We start from the raw sequence: 18539 nt of genomic DNA, 5'->3' as shown, positions 1-18539 counted from the left end.
GCGCGTGAGCGACGCCACCCCCGACACCTACGTGCGCGAACGCGCGACCGAGGGGCGCAAGGACCTGCGCTACCCGGCCGCGCCGGAGCCGCTCGCGGTGCCGGTGTACGACAACCACTGCCACCTCGAGATCGCCGACGGGGAGTCCTCGCTGACGCTCGTCGAGCAGCTGGACAGGGCGCAGGCGGTCGGCGTCCTCGGCGTCGTGCAGGCGTCGGGCGACATCGAGTCGTCCCGCTGGGCCGTGGACGCTGCGGAGTCGGATCCGCGCGTGCTCGCCGCCGTCGCGATCCACCCGAACGATGCCCCGACGTACGCCGAGGCGGGGCGCCTGGATGAGGCGATCGCGGTGATCGACGAGCTCGCGGCGCGCCCGCGCACCCGCGCCATCGGCGAGACCGGGCTCGACTACTTCCGCACGGAGGAGCAGGGGCGCGCGGCCCAGCACGCCTCGTTCGAGGCGCATATCGCCCTCGCGAAGAAGCACCGCGTGGCGATGCAGATCCACGACCGCGATGCGCATGACGACGTGCTGGAGACGCTGCGCCGCATCGGCGCACCGGACCGCACGGTGTTCCACTGCTTCTCCGGGGACGAGGCCATGGCGCGCGTCTGCGCGGACGCCGGCTACTACCTGTCGTTCGCGGGCAACGTGACGTTCAAGAACGCCCAGAACCTGCGCGACGCGCTCGCGGTCGCGCCACGGGACCGGATCCTGATCGAGACCGACGCGCCGTTCCTGACGCCGGTGCCGCTGCGCGGGCGTCCGAACGCCCCGTACCTGATCCCGCTCACCCTGCGCTTCATGGCGGCCGAGCTCGGCATCGACGCCGACGAGCTGGGTGCGCAGATCGCCGCGAACACCCTCGAGGTCTACGGCTCGTTCGCCTGAACGTCGTCGAGCACCGGGCGCGCGGAGACGATCTGCGAGATCGGACGCCAGACGAACAGCAGCGTGAGCGCGGCGCCCGCGAAGGCGAACCACCACGGGGCCGTGAGCCCCCACGCCTGTGCGATCACTCCGCCCAGCGCCTGCCCGATCACCATCCCGCCGAACACGCCGACCGAGTTCACGGACGACACCCGGCCCTGCAGCTCATGCGGTACGAGACGCTGACGCACGGTCGTCGAGATCGTGCCCCAGACGAACGCGTAGAACCCGAACACGAACATGATCAGCAGCGCGATCCAGCCCTGCGTCGTCAGCGCGAACGCGAGGTGCATCACCACCTCGAGGGACAGGCAGACCCGCATCATGGTGGCGAAAGACACGTGGCGTTCGAGCCAGCCGAAGCTCAGCGTGGCCAGCAGCCCGCCGGTCGCGGACGCCGTGGTCAGCATGCCGTAGCCGACCGCGCCCATGTGCAGGTGCTCCGTGGCGTACAGCACGAGCACGCCCCAGGGCGCGGCCCAGGTCACGTTGAACAGCAGGATGATGACCACGAGCATCCGCACCGGCGGGTTGCGCCACAGCCACCGCAGGCCCTCCGCGATGTCGGTGTGCACCTTCGTGCGGGCGGCGGCATCGGCCCCGGTCGCGTCGATCGAGTCGCGCGGCGGCACGGGTGTGCGCGCGATGCGCGAGATCAGCACGACCGCCAGGCTCACGCACACCGCCTCGAGGAGGAAGGGCCACGCGTGCCCGGCGGCGAAGAGGAACGCACCGAGCGGGGGACCGGCGAACTGGTTGGCGACGAGGAACCCGGCCTGCAGACGGGCGTTGCCGAGACCGAGGTCGGCCGGCTTCAGGAGCATCGGCAGCAGCGTGGATCCTGCCGTGTCGACGAACACCTCCGCGGTCCCGTAGAGGAACGCGGAGGCCAGCACGATCCAGATGTTCGCCATGCCCGTCACCAGGAACGCGCACAGTGCCAGCAGCACCACCGCTCGTGCCGCGTTCGCGACCATGACGAGCCGGCGACGGTCGAAGCGATCGGCGATCGCGCCCGCATGCAGGCCGAACACCAGCCAGGGCAGGAACTGCAGGATCGCACCGGACGCGACGAGGATCGGCGACGAGGTCATCGACGCGATCAGCAGGGGAGCGGCGGCCAGCGCCACGCCGTCGCCGACGTTGCTGGTCCAGCTGGAGGCGAGCAGCCAGCGGAAATCCCTGCCCATGCGCCGAGGCGCGACGAGTTCACCGATCCGGGGCATCCGAGAAGACTATCGAGCGTAGGGGACAATGGTCAGATGACCGTCTCCCTGCTCGGCGCCGCCGACATCCGCCGGCTCGCCGCCGAACTCGATGTGACGCCCACCAAGAAGCTCGGCCAGAACTTCGTCGTCGACGCGAACACGGTGCGCAAGATCGTCCAGGCCGCCGACGTCCAGCCCTCCGAGCGGGTCGTGGAGATCGGGCCCGGCCTCGGGTCCCTCACGCTCGCGATCCTCGAGACGGGGGCGAGCGTCACGGCCGTCGAGATCGACCACCGCCTCGCCGAGCGCCTGCCGCAGACCGCTCAGGACCGCGGTGTGCCCGAGGGTGCGCTGACTGTGGTCGATGCCGACGCGATGCGCGTGACGGCACTGCCGGGGAACCCGACGGTGCTCGTCGCGAACCTGCCCTACAACGTGTCGGTGCCGGTGCTGCTGCACTTCCTCGAGACCTTCCCCTACCTCGAGCGCGGCGTCGTCATGGTGCAGGCCGAGGTCGCCGAGCGCCTCGCGGCGAAGCCCGGTTCGAAGATCTACGGCACGCCCAGTGTCAAGGCCGCCTGGTACGGGCCGTGGAAGCTCAGCGGGACGGTGTCGCGCCAGGTCTTCTGGCCGGTGCCGAACGTCGACAGCCTGCTCGTCGGGTTCCATCGCGATCCCGAGCCGCGCGGATCCGAACAGGAGCGCCTGCGCACGTTCGCGATCGTGGATGCGGCGTTCAACCAGCGCCGCAAGATGCTGCGCCAGGCGCTGTCCGGGATCTTCGGCAGCTCCGCCGAGGCGTCGGCCGTGCTCGAGTCCGCCGGGGTCGCACCGACCGCGCGCGGGGAGGACCTCACCGTCGACGACTACCATCGCATCGCGCGGGCGGCGCCGGCCGCCTGAGCGCGTCGAGGTCGCCCCCAGGGCAAAGTTGTGCCCTCTCGGGATCGGGTTCCCGAGAGGGCACATTCACTTCGACTGGAGGTACCTTCATGTCGGCCGAGTCCCCAGTCCCGGTCGACATTCCTCAGCTGAGGTCTAGACAGTAACACCGGATGGCCTTGTCCCCCAAATGGGGGACAAGATCAAATGCTGAGAGTTTGCCGTGAATGACACCGCCGGGGCGGTGGGGAATCGCTTCGCGCGTGTCTCGAGGGCATGCAGCCAGGTGATGACCGAGCCGAACGCAAGCGCTTCGAACACCGTCAGGGTGAGCAGGCCCGCGACCAGTCCGGCCATGCCGAGAGTCAGGACGACGACCGCTCCCGTCGCGATGCGGTCCAGGCTCCGGGACAGGCCCCGCAGATAGCGGCGATGCAGCAGCAGCAGTCCGGCCGACGAGGCGAGCGCTCCGTTGGCCGCGCGCTCGTGCGCGAAGACGTTGAACGAGAGCGGCAGCACCCCGATGAGGATGAGGCTGAGCCCGAGGGTCGCGATGAGCAGCGGCACGAGGGCCGGAGCGGCGCTGTGCGCCCGGAATCCCGCGGCGGAAGCCGCACGGAGACCGCGCATGACAGGCAGCGCGGAGAGCGCGATCACGGCGCCGGTCAGGACCATGCCGCCGTTGAAGAGCAGGCTGGAGGCGTCGTCCATGGCGCCGAGCTGACTGAAGCAGGACAACCACCAATGGGGGTCGGACGTCGTCAGAGCGGCCGCGGGAATGCTCGCGCAGAGCACGCCTGCCGCGGAGAGGACGAGCGGTACACGCCGGTGCCGGTGCATGACGATCCTGTCGCCGCACGCTCGGGCGAATGCACTGGCCGGGTTTGGATCCGCACTCGGGCGAGCGTGATCGGACGCGGATCGGGCTCGGTCCGCGGTTGGCGGATCATCATAGCGATCCTGGGGTGCCACGGCGACCGGTGCGAGCTGCGGAGCGGAGTCGCCTTCTGCGTCCCGCGCGTCGGACGGGCACCGAAAAGGAGTGGCGACGCTAACCTGGGACGGTGACCGAGCCGCGCTTCCGCCCAGACGTCCTCGATATCCACCGCCCCTACACCGCCGCGGCGGACCGCTACGAGGGAGCACATTTCCGGCAGGTCGGATCCTCCGGTCTGTACCTGCCGGCGATCTCGCTCGGACTGTGGTGGAACTTCGGGGACAACATCCCGCTGGACGACCAGCGCGCCCTGCTGCGGCACGCCTTCGACCGGGGCATCACGCACTTCGACCTGGCGAACAACTACGGCCCGCCGTACGGATCCGCCGAGAAGAACTTCGGCCGCATCTTCGCGGAGGACTTCCGGCCCTACCGCGACGAGCTGATCATCTCGTCGAAGGCCGGCTGGGACATGTGGCCGGGACCGTACGGCGACCTCGGCAGCCGCAAGTACATCCTCGCGAGCGCCGAGCAGTCGCTGACCAGGATGGGGCTGGACTACGTCGACATCTTCTACTCGCACCGGGTGGATCCGGTCACCCCCGTCGAGGAGACGATCGCGGCGCTGGACACCCTGGTCCGCCAGGGCAAGGCTCTGTACGTCGGGATCTCCTCGTACAGCGCCGAGCGCACCGAGGCCGCGGTGGACGTCGCCCGGGAGCTGGGCACGCCGCTGGTCATCCACCAGCCCTCGTACTCCATCCTGAACCGCTGGGTGGAGGACGGCCTGACCGAGACCCTCCGCGAGGAGGGGATGGGAGCGATCGCGTTCACGCCGCTCGCGCAGGGGCTGCTCACCGACAAGTACCTCGGCGACGGCACCGCCGCGCGGGCCCAGAAGCGCGGCTCGCTGCCGGACAAGCCGCTCAGCGCGGAGGGACTCGCCGTCCTGCGTGCCCTGAACGAGCTCGCCAGGGAGCGCGGGCAGAGCCTCGCCCAGCTCGCACTGCAGTGGGTGCTGCGCGACGGCGTCGTTGCCTCGGCGCTCATCGGCGCCTCGCGTCCGGCGCAGCTCGACGAGAACCTCGCCGCGCTGGACGCGCCCGAGCTCACCGCTGCGGAGATCGCGCGCATCGACGGCATCGCCGGGGCGGGTCTCGACGTGAACCTGTGGTCGGTCTCATCGGAGCTGTGAGCCGATGAGCATCGCGGAGGAGCAGTCGGACGAGCAGCCGTTGCGCCGCGTGCACGTGCGCGCACCGGGGAAGGTGAACCTCTTCCTCGGGGTGGGGGATCTCGATGACGACGGCTACCACGAGCTCTCCACGGTGTTCCAGGCGGTCTCGCTCTATGAGGACGTGATCGCGACGCATGCCGACGACTTCACGATCAGCGTGTCGGGCGTCGCGGATCCGTCCACGGTCCCGCTCGACGACCGCAACCTCGCCATGCGCGCGGCCAAGGTGCTCGCCGCGGCGACCGGGTACGACGGCGGTGTTCATCTGGACGTGCACAAGAGCGTGCCCGTCGCGGGCGGCATGGGGGGAGGGTCCGCCGACGCCGCGGGCGCCCTCGTCGCCTGCAACGAGCTGTGGCGCACGGGCCTCGACCACGGGCGCCTGCATGAGCTCGGCGCCCGGCTCGGCGCCGATGTGCCGTTCTCGCTCATGGGCGGAACCGCCGTCGGCTCGGGGCGCGGCGACGTGCTGACGCCGGCGCTGTCGCGCGGCCGATACGAGTGGGTGCTGCTCCTCGACGACGAGGGGCTGTCCACGCCCGCCGTGTACCGCGCCTTCGACATGGTCATGGCCGAGGACCTGCAGAGCGACCCGGAGGGCCACGCGCAGCGGCGACGGCTGGATCCCGTCCAGGTGCCGCCCTCCTTCTTCGAATCCCTGCTCTCCGGCGAGGCGTTCGAGCTCGGCCAGAGCCTGCGCAACCAGCTGGAGGCCGGATCCTTCCGGCTGCGGCCGGCGCTGGAGGAGCTCATCGACGAGGTGATCGGCGGAGGCGGTGGCCCGGTCGTCGGCGGGATCGTGTCGGGTTCGGGTCCCACCCTCGCCTTCCTCTGCGAGAGCGCCGAGGGCGCCGACAGCACCGCCGAGCGGCTGCGCGGGTGGGGGCGCACGGCGCTGCGAGCGCATGGCCCGGTGCGCGGCGCGCACGTCGTCGCCGCCGACGACTGAGCTCCTGAAGGTCGAGCCGGGGCTCAGCGCTTCTCGGCGGTGAGCAGGCGCAGCTGCATCATCGCGGAGAACCGCGATTCGGGGTCCGCAAGGTCCAAACCGCTGATCTCGGCGAGCCGGCGCAGCCGATAGCGGAACGTGTTCGGGTGCGTGTAGATGCGGGCGGCCGCGATGCTGACATCTCCGAACGCGTCCAGCCAGGCCCGCAATGTCTCGATGAGCTGGGTGCCCTTCTCGCGATCGTGGTCGATCAGCAGGCGGACCGGGCCGGTCGGCTGATCCCCTCGCGCGCGGGCGAGATCGCCGAGCTCGACGAGCAGCGCGTCCACCTGCACCGCGGTGAACAGCGCCACGGGTTCGCGATGCCGGGAGTGCTGGAGCACGCGCAGCGCGCGATCCGCGTTCATGCGCGACGCGGGGATGCTCTGCATGTCCTCCGCGACCGTGCCGACTCCGACGCGCACCTCGCGGGTGCTGCCGAGGCGGCCGAGGAAGTCGGACGCGACCCGCGATGCGCGGAGGTCGGCATCGCCGTGATCGGCGCGGATCCCGACGACCGCGTAGACGACGTCGCCGATCGGCGCGACCGCCGAACGCAGGTACACCGCGCCGAGATGCATCGCGAACGCGTCCGCGATGTGCTGCCGCTCCGCGATGGCTCTGGCGTCCGCGGAGGACTCGTCTCCGAAGCGATCCGCGGCGGCGAGGGCGAGCACGACGCAGCGGTGTCCGTCGAGACGCAGCCGGGAGGCGGCATCCGCGGCACCGGTCCCGCCTTCCAGGACGGTGGCGAGCAGGTCGGCGCGGAGCCGCCGCTCGACATCGGCGCCCGCGCGCTGGCGGAGCATGTGCAGGGCGACGAGCCCGGCGGAGTCCTTGAGCGCGCGCACGCGATCCGCGGTGAGGGGTTCGTGCACGGCGGCCCAGATCGAGCCGAGGATCTCGTCGCCCGCGCGGACGGCGAGGGCGACCCGGGGGAAGGACGGAACCCCGTCGGCGTCGACCGGATCGATGTCGATCGGATCCTCGCTGCGGTAGAGATCTCCGAAGACGCCGCGCTCCTCGAGCTGACGGGTGAACCGCTCCGGCACCTGGCGGCCCAGGACCGTCTCGACACGGGCGGGATCGGCTTCGTCCTGGCGTCCGGAGAAGGCCACGACGCGCGAGTTGCGGTCCTCGATGGTGACCGGCGCGTTGAGGAGGGTGGCGATCGCGTTGGCGAGCGCGAACAGATCACCCGAGGGCATTCCGCCGAGCGTCTGCGCGCCCTGGTCGCCGACGTCGCCCTCGGCGATCAGGGAGCGGAGCATGGCTGCCAGCTGCGCCCAGGATGCGCCGCGCGTGAGGGCCAGCACCGGGATGCCCGCGGCTTCGGACGCGGCGAGCACCTGCTCCTCCGCACGCACCGGGGCGCGCAGGACGAGGGCGGTGGCCTGCTGCGCGGCGAGGGCGGCGAGCAGGTCGGCGATCTCGGCCGGGTCGCTCAGCCCCACGCCGAGCACCATCGCTCCGCGCATCGGCATCCCGTCGTCGAGCACGTCGTGGATGACGACGGTCTCGATCTCGGCGTCGCCGTCGGCCGCGCCGCACACCACCTCGAGCAGCGTGGTGCCGAGGTCCTCCACCACGCGACCGAGACTGGCACGTGGACGCGTCGTCACTGACATGAGCACAGCCCCCAGGATAGGGCTCGGGTGCGAGGCTCGCGATGGTGCGGGACGCCCGAATCGAGGGCGGAGTTCGTCGGAATCAACGAACGGGCGGTGCGCGCGAGGCGGGTCATGCGGGTTCCGGCTCGGGTGAGGCCCGCTGACGACGAAGGAGGGCGGTCCCGCGGATGCGGGGCCGCCCTCCTCGGCCTCGGAAGAGGTTTCCGCGTCAGAAGGTGATCCACTCGGTGCGGACCGTGACCTCCTCGAGCGCCTCGGCGGTCGGGGTCACGCCGATCCCGGGGCCCGTGGGCACTGCGAGAGTGCCGTCGTCGATCACGAACGGATCCGTGATGTCGCGCGTGTAGTAGCGGTTCGAGCCGGACGTGTCGCCGGGGAGCGTGAAGCCGGGAAGCGCGGCGAGTGCGACGTTGGCCGCCCGCCCGATCCCCGTCTCGAGCATGCCGCCGCACCAGACGGGGATGTCGTTGGCGGCGCAGACGTCGTGGATCCGCCGCGCCTCGAGATAGCCGCCGACCCGACCGGGCTTGATGTTCACGATCGAGCATGCGCCGAGGGCGATCGCATCGGCCGCCGCGCGGGCGGACACGATCGACTCGTCCAGGCAGATCGGCGTCCGCACCGCCTTCGCCAGCTGGGCGTGGCCGAGCAGATCCTCCTCGTCCAGCGGCTGCTCGATGAGCAGCAGGTCGAACGGGTCGAGGCGGGCGAGGTGTCCCGCATCGCCGCGGTGGTACGCCGTGTTGGCATCCACCTGCAGCAGCACGTCGTCGCCGAACCGCTCGCGGACGGCGCGCACGGGCTCGACGTCCCAGCCCGGCTCGATCTTCAGCTTGATCCGGACATAGCCCTCGTCCAGATAGCCGCCCACGGCGTCGAGGAGCTCGGGGATCGAGTCCATGATCCCGACGGACACGCCGCAGTCGACCTGCGAGCGCACGGCGCCCAGCTCCCGGGAGAGCGGCACGCCCTTGGCACGCAGCTCGGCATCGAGGATCGCGAGCTCGACGGCCGCCTTCGACATCCGGTGCCCCTTGAACTTCGCCAGGGCGGGCGCGACCTTGGACGCGTCGAGGTCCGGCACCTGGGCCAGGGCGGGCAGCAGGAAGCGGGTGATCACGTCGACGCTCGCCTCGACGTACTCGGAGGAGTACAGCGGATCGGCCATCGCGACGCCCTCGCCCCAGCCCTCGGCCTCATCCGTCACGGCCCGCACGAGCAGCGCCTCGCGTGCGGTCGCGACTCCGAACGATGTGCGGAACGGAGACACCAGGGGCATCTCGATGACGCGGAGTTCGATCCCGCTGAGCTTCATTGCACTTCTCCTCTGTCGATGGTGTAGGCGCCGGAGCGATCGAAGGAGAGCACGCGCGCTCCGTCGTCCATGAGGTCGCCGAGGGTCGCGCGCACGGCGAGTCGCCAGCGCGTGGCGAGCTCCGGATCCGTGCGACGGAGGGATTCGATGTCCCGGGGGAGCGAGACGCGGACGAGCCGGGCCGAGGTCTCGCGCACGACCGGCATCGTGTCGTCCTCCCGGCCGAGCAGCGTGTCGGCCGGCCCTGTCGTCGTCGCGGGGGCGGAGCCGCGACAGGCTGCCGACACCGCCGGATCGTGCAGATACCAGGTGACCAGCATGCGATCGGTGTCGTCGGCGCCGTTCAGCGCATCGCTCATCTGACCGTAGAAGTTGCGGAGGTATCCCGTCGGCGTGGCCGCGAGCTTCACGAGGTTGAAGTAGGCGTTGCGACTGATCAGCGGGTCGAACGTCCAGGAGATCTCGTCGAGGCCGTGCTCGAGCGCCCAGGATCGCTGGTGCACCTTGAGCGCGAAGCCCACGTTCCGTCCGCGCATGCGCGCGGAGACCCCCGCGATGTGACTGTGCAGCGCGCGCCGCTCCGGTGCCGCGAAGAAGCCGAAGCACGCGCCCACGAGCTCATCGCCCTCGTAGGCCCCTCCGACGTAGCTGCCGGCCTTCGAGAGCGCGCGCAGCGTCTCCACGTTGACCGGCGCGCGGTCGCCCGCCGCGGTCCAGATGCCGCGGAAGAGTGCGGTCACCTGGGCGAACTCCTCGACCCGGGAGAGGATCCGGATCTCGATTCCGGCCTCCGCCGCAGCGGCGTCGGCGGCACTCGCGGCGGCCGCGGTCTCCTGCATGGAGGTTCCCATGATGGTCATCTTCCGCCTCCTGTCAGGACGTCCGCGATGAGTTCTCGCACCAGGGCGATGCGCTCGGGGATCATGTCGACGATCACGTGCTCGTCGTCGGCATGCGCACCGCCGCCGACCGCGCCGAGGCCGTCGAGCGTCGGCACTCCGATGCCGGCCGTGTGGTTGCCGTCCGAGCCGCCGCCCACGGCGACGCCCTCGAGCGGGGCCAGGCCCAGCTCGTCCGCGATCGCGCGCGCACGGGCGAACAGGCCGGCGGAGGCGCTCCGCTCCATCGGCGTGCTCCGCGGGCCGTCCTCGATGCGCACCAGGGCGCCGGGAAGGGTCGTGCCGAGGGCGTGCAGCGCCGCGTCGACGCGGTCCTGCTCGGTGCGGGTGACCGCGCGCACGTCGACGGTGAACTCGGCCTCCGCGGGCACCGTGTTGCCGGCGGTGCCCGCCCGGAGCAGCGTGGGCGTCACCGTCGTGCCGGCCTCGTCATCGCCCAGCGCTGCGATCGAGAGGATGAGGTGGGCCGCCTCGACCGAGGCGTTCACCCCGCGTTCGGGTTCGAGGCCCGCGTGCGCGGCGCGTCCGGTGACGTGCACGCGGTAGACCGAGACGCCCTTGCGTGCCACCTTGACCGCGCCGCCGTCGGCCGAGGCCTCGAGCACGAGAGCGGCCGCGCAGCCGCGCGCCTCGCTCTCGATGAGGGCGCGCGACGACGGCGATCCGAGCTCCTCGTCGCCCGTGATGAGGATGCTCACGCCCTCGCGGTCGTCGAGCGCGGCGACCGCGTGCAGCGCCATCACGACGCCGGTCTTCATGTCGAAGCAGCCCGGCCCGCGCAGGACGCCGTCCTCGACGCCGAACGGGAGACGCTCGAGGGATCCGCTCGGCCACACCGTGTCGTGGTGTCCGAGCAGCAGCACTCGGGGAGTGCCGAACCGCCAGCGCAGATGGGGCGTGCCGTCGATGACGATGCGCTCGGGAGCGGCGCCGAGCACGCGCTCGCCGAGTGCCGCGGTGACCTCGGCGCTGCGCAGGAGCGCCTCCCCGTCGTGCGAGGGCGATTCGCAGCGCACCAGCGTGCCGATGTCCGCGACGATCACGTCGGGGGAGACCTCAGGAGCCTCCGCGATGCGGGCCTGCGCCGCCATCACGAGACCTTCGGCGCCGCGCGCACGCCGTAGTGCAGGTACTGCTCGCCGCTGGCGAGGCGGTAGAAGACCACGGCGTTCCACGCCTGCGTGCCCTCGGGCCGGACGACGAACTCGTTCTCCCGCACCGGGATCAGCGCGTGCTCCTCGACCGGATCCGGGAGCAGTGCCGCGAGCGGTCCCGTCACCGTCGTCCGCAGCCTCAGCCCGGCATCCGAGTCGAGCACCTCCGCCCGCACCCCGGCGCGGTCGTAGGTGCCGAACAGCTCCGAGAAGTCGGCGACGAAGGGATCCACGGGCGGAGCGAGCTCCTCGGGGAGATGCACGTCGGCGACCTCCGAGAAGATCTCCTCGAACAGCTCGAGGTAGAGGTCGTGCGCGCCTCCGCCGTTCGTCAGCAGGGTGACCGCGACGCCCTCGTCGGGCAGCACGCGCAGGAACGCGGACTGGCCGATCGTGTTGCCGTCGTGGCCGTACAGCCGCCGTCCGTTCCAGTCGAAGAGGATCCAGCCGACGCCCCAGGCGTCCCCGAGCGTGTACGGGTTCGGCATGTCGACCTCGCGCTGCTGCATGCGCGCCACGCTGCGCTCGGAGAGCACGCGGGTGCCGTCCGCGGCGAGGCCGCCGGTGAGGTGCATGCGCGCGAAGGCGAGCACGTCGGCCGTCGTGGAGCAGACCAGCCCGGCCGGTCCCATCGCCCGGGGCAGCATCCAGGCCGGGGCGAGCTTCGGACCGTCGTCGAGGATCTCGGTGTGGCCCGCGGCCGCGCTGTGCAGCAGCACCTCCTCGGGCAGCGTCGCCGAATGCTCGAGGCCGAGCGGCGTCATGACCAGGTCCCGCAGAGCCTGGTCCCAGGTCTTTCCGGTGACCTTCTCGATCACCCGTCCGGCCAGAACGAATCCCGAGTTGCAATAGGACATGGTGGCGCCGATGGGATGGTTCTGCGCGACGCCGTCCAGGATGCCGACGTACTTCTCGAGAGCGTCGTCCCCGCGACCGGTGTCGGTGAAGACGTCGCCGTCGATGCCGCTCGTGTGGGTGAGCAGATGACGGAGGGTCACGGTCCTCGTGATCTCGTCCTCGGACGAGCGGAACTCGGGAAGGTACTCCACGACCGGTCGGTCGAGATCGAGCACGCCGTCGTCCACGAGCCGCATGATCGCGGTGGTCGTCCAGACCTTGGTCATGGATCCGATCTGGAACAGGGAGTCATCCGTCGTGGCGACTCCGGTGCGCACGTTCAGGATGCCGTGACGGGCGAACACGGGATCCTCGCCGAGACGGAGGATGCCGAGCGTCGCACCCGGCACCTTGTGCGCGGCCGCGAGCGTGCTGAGCCGCTGCTGCCAGTGCCGCGCGTCCAGTCGCGCGCGCACAGGGCGGCCGGCGGCGGGGGCGTACTGCTCGACCCAGTCGATCACACGTCGGGAGAAGTCGGCCCGGTGCGAGGGCGGACCGGACAGCGGGAACAGGTGCGAGCCGCCGGGATACAGCACGAGGCGCGTCGGCACGTCGCGCTCGCGCAGCGCAGTGAACCACTGCTCCGCCTGACCGACGGGGCAGCGGTCGTCCTCCGCGCCGTGCAGGATCAGGGTCGGCGTGGTGACCCGGTCGACGTGGGTGAACGGGGACTGCGCCGAGATGAGAGCCTCGTCGCGCCACGGCAGGCCGCCGTTCTCCTTCGCGGAGAGGTAGTGGCCCATGTCGGACGTGCCGCCCATCGAGAACAGGTCGGTCACGACGCCGCCGGCGACGGCGGCCGCGAAGCGGTCGTCGCGCGAGGTGAGATAGCAGGTCATGAACCCGCCGTAGCTGTATCCGGTGAGGGCGAGGCGGGCCGGATCCGCGATGCCCTCTGCGACGAGAGCGTCGATCGGCTCGAGGAAGTCGTTCGCGTCGCTCACGCCCCAGCCGCCGGCCACGGCGCGGAAGAACGCGTCCCCGTAGCCGTCGCTGCCGCGTGGGTTGAGGGTGAGGATCGCCCAGCCGCGGCTCGCGAGCACCTGGTGGTAGGGATGGACCAGGTCGGCCGCGCCGTTCCAGGCGTTGTGCGGTCCGCCGTGCACGTCGAGCAGCAGCGCGAGCGGGCCGGAGGCGTTCGGATCCCGCCGTAGCCATCCGGTGACCACGGTGCCGTCGGAGATCGTGAACCTCCGCTCCTCGGCGGGGACGAGATCGAACCCGGGGTCGGGCGACGCGGTGAGCACCGTGGTCGTGCCGTCGGTCAGGTCGACGAGGACGACCTCGCCGAAGGAGTCGGGGCCGGACCGCACGATCGCGGCGGTCGAGCCCGCGACGGACAGCCCCGAGACGTTCGCCATGCCGTCCACGAGCGCGCGGGCGGCGGAGCCGTCCTCCGCGATGCGCCAGAGGTGGGAGGAACCGTTCTCACGCAGGCAGAACACGAGCGCGCCGTCGGCGGCGTGCTGCGGCATGCCGCCGGGGTATCCGGGACCGCCGGGCATCACGTTGCGGTCGAGCCCTGAGGTGAGATTCGTCGGGGCGCCGTCCGCGAGCGGGAAGAGCAGCAGATCCGCGTTGCCGACCTCGGTGTCATTGCGGCCGGCGGCGAGCACGTGCCGTCCGTCGGCGCTCCAGCCGACGGCGCCGGCCTGCACCCCGGAGGCGCTCACCCGCACGGGGGCGCTGTTTGCGTCGGTCGAGGAGGTGACGAAGACCTGGATGCGCAGAGTGAGATCGGCGTCGTCGTCCGGCGCGGAGGAGTATGCGAGCAGGGATCCGTCGGGCGACCAGAACGGATCGGAGGCGTGCGCGCGGCCGCGGGTCAGCACGGTGACGGCCCCGGTGGCGACGTCGACGACGTGCAGCTGCTGCACGAGCGTGCCGAGCCGGCCCGCACCGTCGGCCTTGTACCCGAGACGATCGGCGACGGTCGGGGCGGAACGGCGGGCGAGGATCGTCTCGGCGCTCTCGCCGGGCAGGGCCGCGCTGTCCACCGGCGCGGCGAACGCGATGCGCGTGCCGTCGGGGCTCCACTGCGGGGAGCCGGCCCCGAGCGGCAGGTCGGTGAGCGCGCGGGCCTCGCCGCCGGACGCGGGCAGGACCCAGAGCTGTGCGGGGCCCTGCTGGGCGCGCAGGAACGCGAGTGCGGATCCGTCCGGACTCCACACGGGCGTGGTGTCGGCGTCTCCGCGGGTGAGCCGCTCGGGCCCGCCTCCGCTGGTGGAGACCTGCCAGAGCGATCGGAGGTCGCGGTCGGCGTCGCGGTCCGTCGTGCGCAGCGCGTACACGACGCGCGTGCCGTCCGGGGAGAGGGCGGGCTGCTCGGGGGAGGCGATGGCGAGGAGGTCGTCGACGGTCGCGGGGCGGTTCATGCGGACTCCAATCGGTGGTCGGTACTCACTGTGTCCGCACGGGGACGGCGCATGTTGTCGTGCCCGCCGAAAGGCCGGCTGCCTCTTGGGCGCCGGGCACAGCGGTGGCCGACGGCTCGGCGCCGAAGGCCGAGAAGTGGCACGAGGCGCCGCGGACGCCCGTGGGCAGGACCGGGATGACGGTGCGGCAGACCGCGCGATCCGGATGCACGGAGGGCCCGATCGGGCACCGCGGGTGGAAGCGGCACCCGTTCGGCGGGGAGTGCGGGTCCGGCGGCTCGGCGTCGAGGGTCGAGACGCCGCCCGTGCGCAGGAGGTCGCCGTTGCGGGTCGGCGCGGCGGCCAGCAGCTCCTGCGTGTACGGGTGCTGCGGGTCGGCGAGGACCTGCTCGGTCGGACCGAACTCGACGATGCGGCCGAGATACATCACGGCGAGATGATCGCTGAGGTACCGGACCACGGCGAGGTTGTGCGAGATGAACAGCATCGTGAGCGACAGCTCCCGCCGCAGCTCGCGGACGAGGTTGAGCACCGAGCCCTGCACCGAGACGTCGAGCGCCGAGGTGATCTCGTCGGCGATCACGACCTCGGGATCCGCAGCGAGCGCGCGAGCAAGGGCGATGCGCTGGCGCTGACCGCCGGAGAGCGCCGCCGGGAGGGATCCGGCGCGCTCGGCGTCGAGACTGACCATCTCCAGCAGCTCCGCCACTCTGGCGCGCCGGGCCGCGCCGCCGCGCAGGCTGCGGGGCAGCGCCTCGGCGATCGATTCGCCGATGCTCATCCGCGGGTCGAGGGAGGAGAACGGATCCTGGAAGACCATCTGGATGGGCCTGCGTCGGCGGAGCGCGCGCACGTCAGCACCGTCGAGCGTGATCGCGCCGCCGCTGATCGGCGCGAGGCCGATCGCGGCGCGGGCGAGCGTCGACTTGCCGGATCCGGATTCGCCGACGAGGCCCACGACCGAGCCCGACGGGACGACGAGGCTCACATCGTCGACGGCGGTGAGGCCGGAGCGGTGGGTGCCGTAGCGCACGCTCACCTGATCGAAGCGCAGCTCGCTCATCGGACGGCCTCCTCGGATTCGAGCTCGGGCACCGGCACGGCCGTCGTGATCGCGGGCACCGCCGCGACCGGCAGATCGCCGTCGATCGGGTGCCAGCACGCCACCCTGTGCCCGTCTCCGGCGTCGACGAGCGCGGGATCCTGCTCCCGGCACAGCGCGGAGGCGAGCGGGCAGCGGTCCGCGAACCCGCAGCCGGCGGGGAACGCCCCCGGCGCGGGCGGACGGCCGGGGATCATCCGCAGCGGTGCGTCGCGGTCGGTGTCGAGCTCGGGCACGACGTCGAGCAGCGCCCGCGTGTAGGGATGACGCGCGCTGTCGTTCAGCCGGTTCGCGGGGAGATCCTCGACGATGCGTCCCGCGTACATCACGAGCACGCGATCGCAGGTCTGAGCGACGACGGCGATGTCGTGGCTGATCAGCAGGATCGCGGCCTCGGTGTCGCGCCGCACGCCCGCGAGCAGCTGCAGCACCTGCCGCTGCACGGTGACGTCGAGCGCCGTGGTGGGCTCGTCCGCGATGATGAGCCGCGGGTGGTTCATGAGGCCCATCGCGATCATCGCGCGCTGGCGCATGCCGCCGGAGAACTCGTGCGGGAACTGACGTGCACGGCGCTCGGCTGCCGGTACGCGCACCGCCCTGAGCCGCTCGATCGCCCGCTCCATCGCCGCCGTGCGGCGGAGGCCCTGGTGCTCCGTGGCGGCCTCCGCGAGCTGCGAGCCGATCCGGCGGGTGGGGTTGAACGAGGTCATCGGATCCTGGAACACCATCGCGAGCGAGGTGCCGAGCAGGGGGCGCAGCGTCCGCTCGGGGGTGTCGAGCAGCGGCGTGCCGCAGAACTCGAGCCGGGCCGCGTCCACGTGACCGGGGCGCTCGATGAGCTGCGCCGCGGCCAGTGCGGTCAGGCTCTTGCCGGATCCGGACTCGCCGACGACGCCGATCGCCTCGCCGCGGGAGATCGAGAAGCTCACGCCGCGGACCGGGGTGACCCAGCCGTCCGCTGCGGGGAAGGACACGCGCAGGTCGTCGACGAGGAGAACCAGGTCATCGTTCACGACCTGCGCGTGCGCGGGGACGCCCGTGGGGGCGGTCTGAGGGAGGCGGCGCGGGCGCCGTGCGTTCCGGCCGCCGAGGGCGGCGGCGGCGGTCTCGCCGAGGAGGTTGAAGGCGAGTCCCGCGATCACCACCGCGGCGGCGGGACCGAGCGCGGCGGCGGGGTTCAGGTAGATGCGGTTGAGGCCCTCGCCGAGGAGCCGGCCCCAGTCGTACGCCGGCACCTGCACGCCCAGCCCGAGGAAGGACAGGCCGGCGAAGGCGAGGAGCGCGCCGCCCGCGCTGATCGTCGCGTTGACGATGAGCGGCTCGCCGATGTTGGGCAGGACGTGCCGGAGCAGCACGCGGAAGCGCGACACGCCCGCCACCCGCGCCGCGGCGATGAAGTCGCGCCCGGCGATCGCCGCGGACAGGGTCTGGGTCAGGCGCGCGAAGCCCGGGGCCATCGCGAAGCCGATCGCGAGGACCGATCCGACGGTGCCCACGCCGAAGATCACGGCGAGGAACAGCGCCAGCAGCAGCCCGGGGAAGGCGACGGCGATGTTGACGAACGTGGAGAGGATGCGGCCCGCCCACCGGGGCAGCACCGCCGGGGCCGTGCCGAGCACGGTCCCCGCGACGACGCCGATCAGCACCGCGGCCATCGCGAGGCCCAGGGACAGGCGTGTGGCGACCATGACGCGGGCGAGCACGCCGCGGCCGAGGGCGTCGGTGCCGAGCAGGTGGGCCGCGCTCGGGGCGCGGTAGGCGGCGGTCGGGTCGATCTGCTCCGCCTGCGCGCCCCAGACCAGCGGGCCCAGCACAGCCACGAGCACGAGGAGGAGCACGAGGGCCAGTGAGACGGATCCGAGTGGGGTGCGGACGACCTTCTTGATCGTGGCTGCGGCGGACATCAGGCCTCCTTGATCGTGGAGCGCGGATCGAGGACGGCGAGGGCGATGTCGATCACCAGGTTCACGAGCAGCACGCCCATGCCGTAGACCAGGACGATCGCCTGCACCACGGGGTAGTCCTTGGTCAGGATCGACTGCACGATCATGGTGCCGAGCCCCGGCCAGGCGAAGACGTTCTCCGCGAGGACGGTGCCGGTGACCATGCCGGCCAGCAGCAGCCCGGTGAGGGTGAGGGTCGACGTCATCGCGTTGGGGAGCGCGTGGCGCGTGTAGACGCGACGGGGGAGCAGTCGCTTGGCGCGGGCGGTGCGGATGTAGTCCTGCCCCAGCACGCTCAGCACCTCGACGCGGATCAGGCGGGAGAACACCGCGATCGGACCGATCGCGAGCGCGGTCACGGGAAGCACGAAGGAGAGCGGTCCGGAGGCGCCGGCGATCGGGAGCCAGCCGAGCGAGACGGCGAAGAGGTACACGAGCCCGACCGCGAGGAGGAACTCGGGGATCGCGGCGAGCACCACGGTCACGACCGCGAAGCTCAGCTCGAGTCCGCGCCGGCGGCCGCCGCGCGTCGCGACCGCCATCGTGACGCCGATCGGCACCGAGGCCAGCAGCACCACCAGCACGGCGAGAAGCGCGAGCTGCAGCGTCGCGGGGAGGCGGGTCGCGATGATGTCCGAGACGGGCTGATTGGTGAGCATCGAGACGCCCATGTCGCCGGTGAAGAGGTTGCCGAGGTAGTGCAGGTACTGCACGATCAGCGGCTGGTCCAGGCCGAGTGCGGCTCGACGCGCCTCGACCAGGGCGACGGGGGCGTTCAGTCCCAGGGCGGCGCGCACGGGGTCGCCCGGCACCAGGTGGATCATCAGGAAGGCAGCCGTGACCAGCACCCAGACCGACAGGACGAAGAGACCTCCGCGACGGACCAGGAAGGACAGCCAGGGGCTGCCCGACCGTGCGGATCGGATGAGTATCGCCTGGGTGGCGGTGGTGCTGGTCACGGCTGGGTCCTCACGGGTGCGGAAAAGACGAGGCGGGTCCGGTGGGACCGAGGCTATTGACCGCGGTGCGGAGCCGGATTG

14 protein-coding genes are annotated in these 18539 nt (G+C 71.7%); 4 read left to right on the top strand and 10 right to left on the bottom strand.

Annotated elements, in window-relative coordinates; translation table 11 throughout:
- The first annotated feature begins 4 nt into the window (after positions 1 to 4).
- A complete protein-coding gene (locus LXM50_RS10810) occupies positions 5 to 892 on the top strand; it encodes a TatD family hydrolase (RefSeq protein WP_233311331.1) in 888 nt (295 codons plus the stop codon).
- Here the strand turns inward: LXM50_RS10810 and LXM50_RS10805 are convergent.
- A complete protein-coding gene (locus LXM50_RS10805) occupies positions 874 to 2157 on the bottom strand; it encodes an MFS transporter (RefSeq protein WP_233311330.1) in 1284 nt (427 codons plus the stop codon). The genes LXM50_RS10810 and LXM50_RS10805 overlap by 19 nt on opposite strands.
- Before the next feature lie 36 nt (positions 2158 to 2193).
- Here LXM50_RS10805 and rsmA point away from each other — a divergent pair, with 36 nt between their 5' ends.
- Entirely contained in the window at positions 2194 to 3042 is an 849-nt protein-coding gene (rsmA, locus tag LXM50_RS10800) for a 16S rRNA (adenine(1518)-N(6)/adenine(1519)-N(6))-dimethyltransferase RsmA (protein ID WP_233311329.1), read from the top strand.
- Between the two features lie 135 nt (positions 3043 to 3177).
- Here the strand turns inward: rsmA and LXM50_RS10795 are convergent, their stop codons facing one another.
- Positions 3178 to 3732 carry a hypothetical protein gene (locus LXM50_RS10795; protein WP_374107825.1) on the bottom strand — a complete coding sequence of 185 codons (555 nt, stop codon included), beginning with the start codon at positions 3730 to 3732 and terminating at the stop codon, positions 3178 to 3180.
- Positions 3733 to 4085: 353 nt separating this feature from the next.
- Between LXM50_RS10795 and mgrA the strand changes: the two genes are divergently transcribed.
- Positions 4086 to 5153 (top strand): L-glyceraldehyde 3-phosphate reductase, encoded by a 1068-nt coding sequence (mgrA, locus tag LXM50_RS10790; protein ID WP_308192519.1) that lies wholly within the window; start codon positions 4086 to 4088, stop codon positions 5151 to 5153.
- A 4-nt stretch (positions 5154 to 5157) separates the two neighbouring features.
- Complete coding sequence (locus LXM50_RS10785) at positions 5158 to 6144, top strand: 4-(cytidine 5'-diphospho)-2-C-methyl-D-erythritol kinase (RefSeq protein WP_233311327.1); 987 nt, start codon at positions 5158 to 5160, stop codon at positions 6142 to 6144.
- A gap of 23 nt (positions 6145 to 6167) precedes the next feature.
- Here the strand turns inward: LXM50_RS10785 and LXM50_RS18745 are convergent, their stop codons facing one another.
- From LXM50_RS18745 to LXM50_RS10745, 8 genes are all read right to left on the bottom strand, one after another.
- On the bottom strand, positions 6168 to 7772 hold the full coding sequence (locus LXM50_RS18745; RefSeq protein WP_233311326.1) for a CdaR family transcriptional regulator: 1605 nt from the start codon (positions 7770 to 7772) through the stop codon (positions 6168 to 6170).
- 250 nt (positions 7773 to 8022) lie between these two features.
- Entirely contained in the window at positions 8023 to 9129 is a 1107-nt protein-coding gene (menC, locus tag LXM50_RS10775; protein ID WP_233311325.1) for an o-succinylbenzoate synthase, read from the bottom strand.
- Entirely contained in the window at positions 9126 to 9989 is an 864-nt protein-coding gene (locus tag LXM50_RS10770; protein WP_233311324.1) for a GNAT family N-acetyltransferase, read from the bottom strand. Before LXM50_RS10770 ends, menC begins: the two co-directional genes overlap by 4 nt.
- Complete coding sequence (locus tag LXM50_RS10765) at positions 9986 to 11119, bottom strand: M20 family metallopeptidase (protein WP_233311323.1); 1134 nt, start codon at positions 11117 to 11119, stop codon at positions 9986 to 9988. Before LXM50_RS10765 ends, LXM50_RS10770 begins: the two co-directional genes overlap by 4 nt.
- Positions 11119 to 14454: a serine hydrolase gene (locus LXM50_RS10760; protein ID WP_233311322.1), complete on the bottom strand. Its 3336-nt coding sequence runs from the start codon at positions 14452 to 14454 to the stop codon at positions 11119 to 11121. The genes LXM50_RS10765 and LXM50_RS10760 overlap by 1 nt, the downstream gene beginning before the upstream one ends.
- Positions 14455 to 14479: 25 nt before the next feature.
- Complete coding sequence (locus LXM50_RS10755) at positions 14480 to 15517, bottom strand: ABC transporter ATP-binding protein (RefSeq protein WP_233311321.1); 1038 nt, start codon at positions 15515 to 15517, stop codon at positions 14480 to 14482.
- A complete protein-coding gene (locus tag LXM50_RS10750) occupies positions 15514 to 17460 on the bottom strand; it encodes a dipeptide/oligopeptide/nickel ABC transporter permease/ATP-binding protein (protein WP_233311320.1) in 1947 nt (648 codons plus the stop codon). Before LXM50_RS10750 ends, LXM50_RS10755 begins: the two co-directional genes overlap by 4 nt.
- Positions 17460 to 18458 (bottom strand): ABC transporter permease, encoded by a 999-nt coding sequence (locus LXM50_RS10745; protein WP_233311319.1) that lies wholly within the window; start codon positions 18456 to 18458, stop codon positions 17460 to 17462. The genes LXM50_RS10750 and LXM50_RS10745 overlap by 1 nt, the downstream gene beginning before the upstream one ends.
- Between the last annotated feature and the right edge of the window lie 81 nt (positions 18459 to 18539).

This window comes from Microbacterium sp. Au-Mic1, assembly GCF_021341785.1.
Classification (GTDB): domain Bacteria; phylum Actinomycetota; class Actinomycetes; order Actinomycetales; family Microbacteriaceae; genus Microbacterium.
The sequence above is the reverse complement of the archived record's forward strand: the minus strand, read 5'-3'. Positions and strand labels throughout refer to the sequence as shown.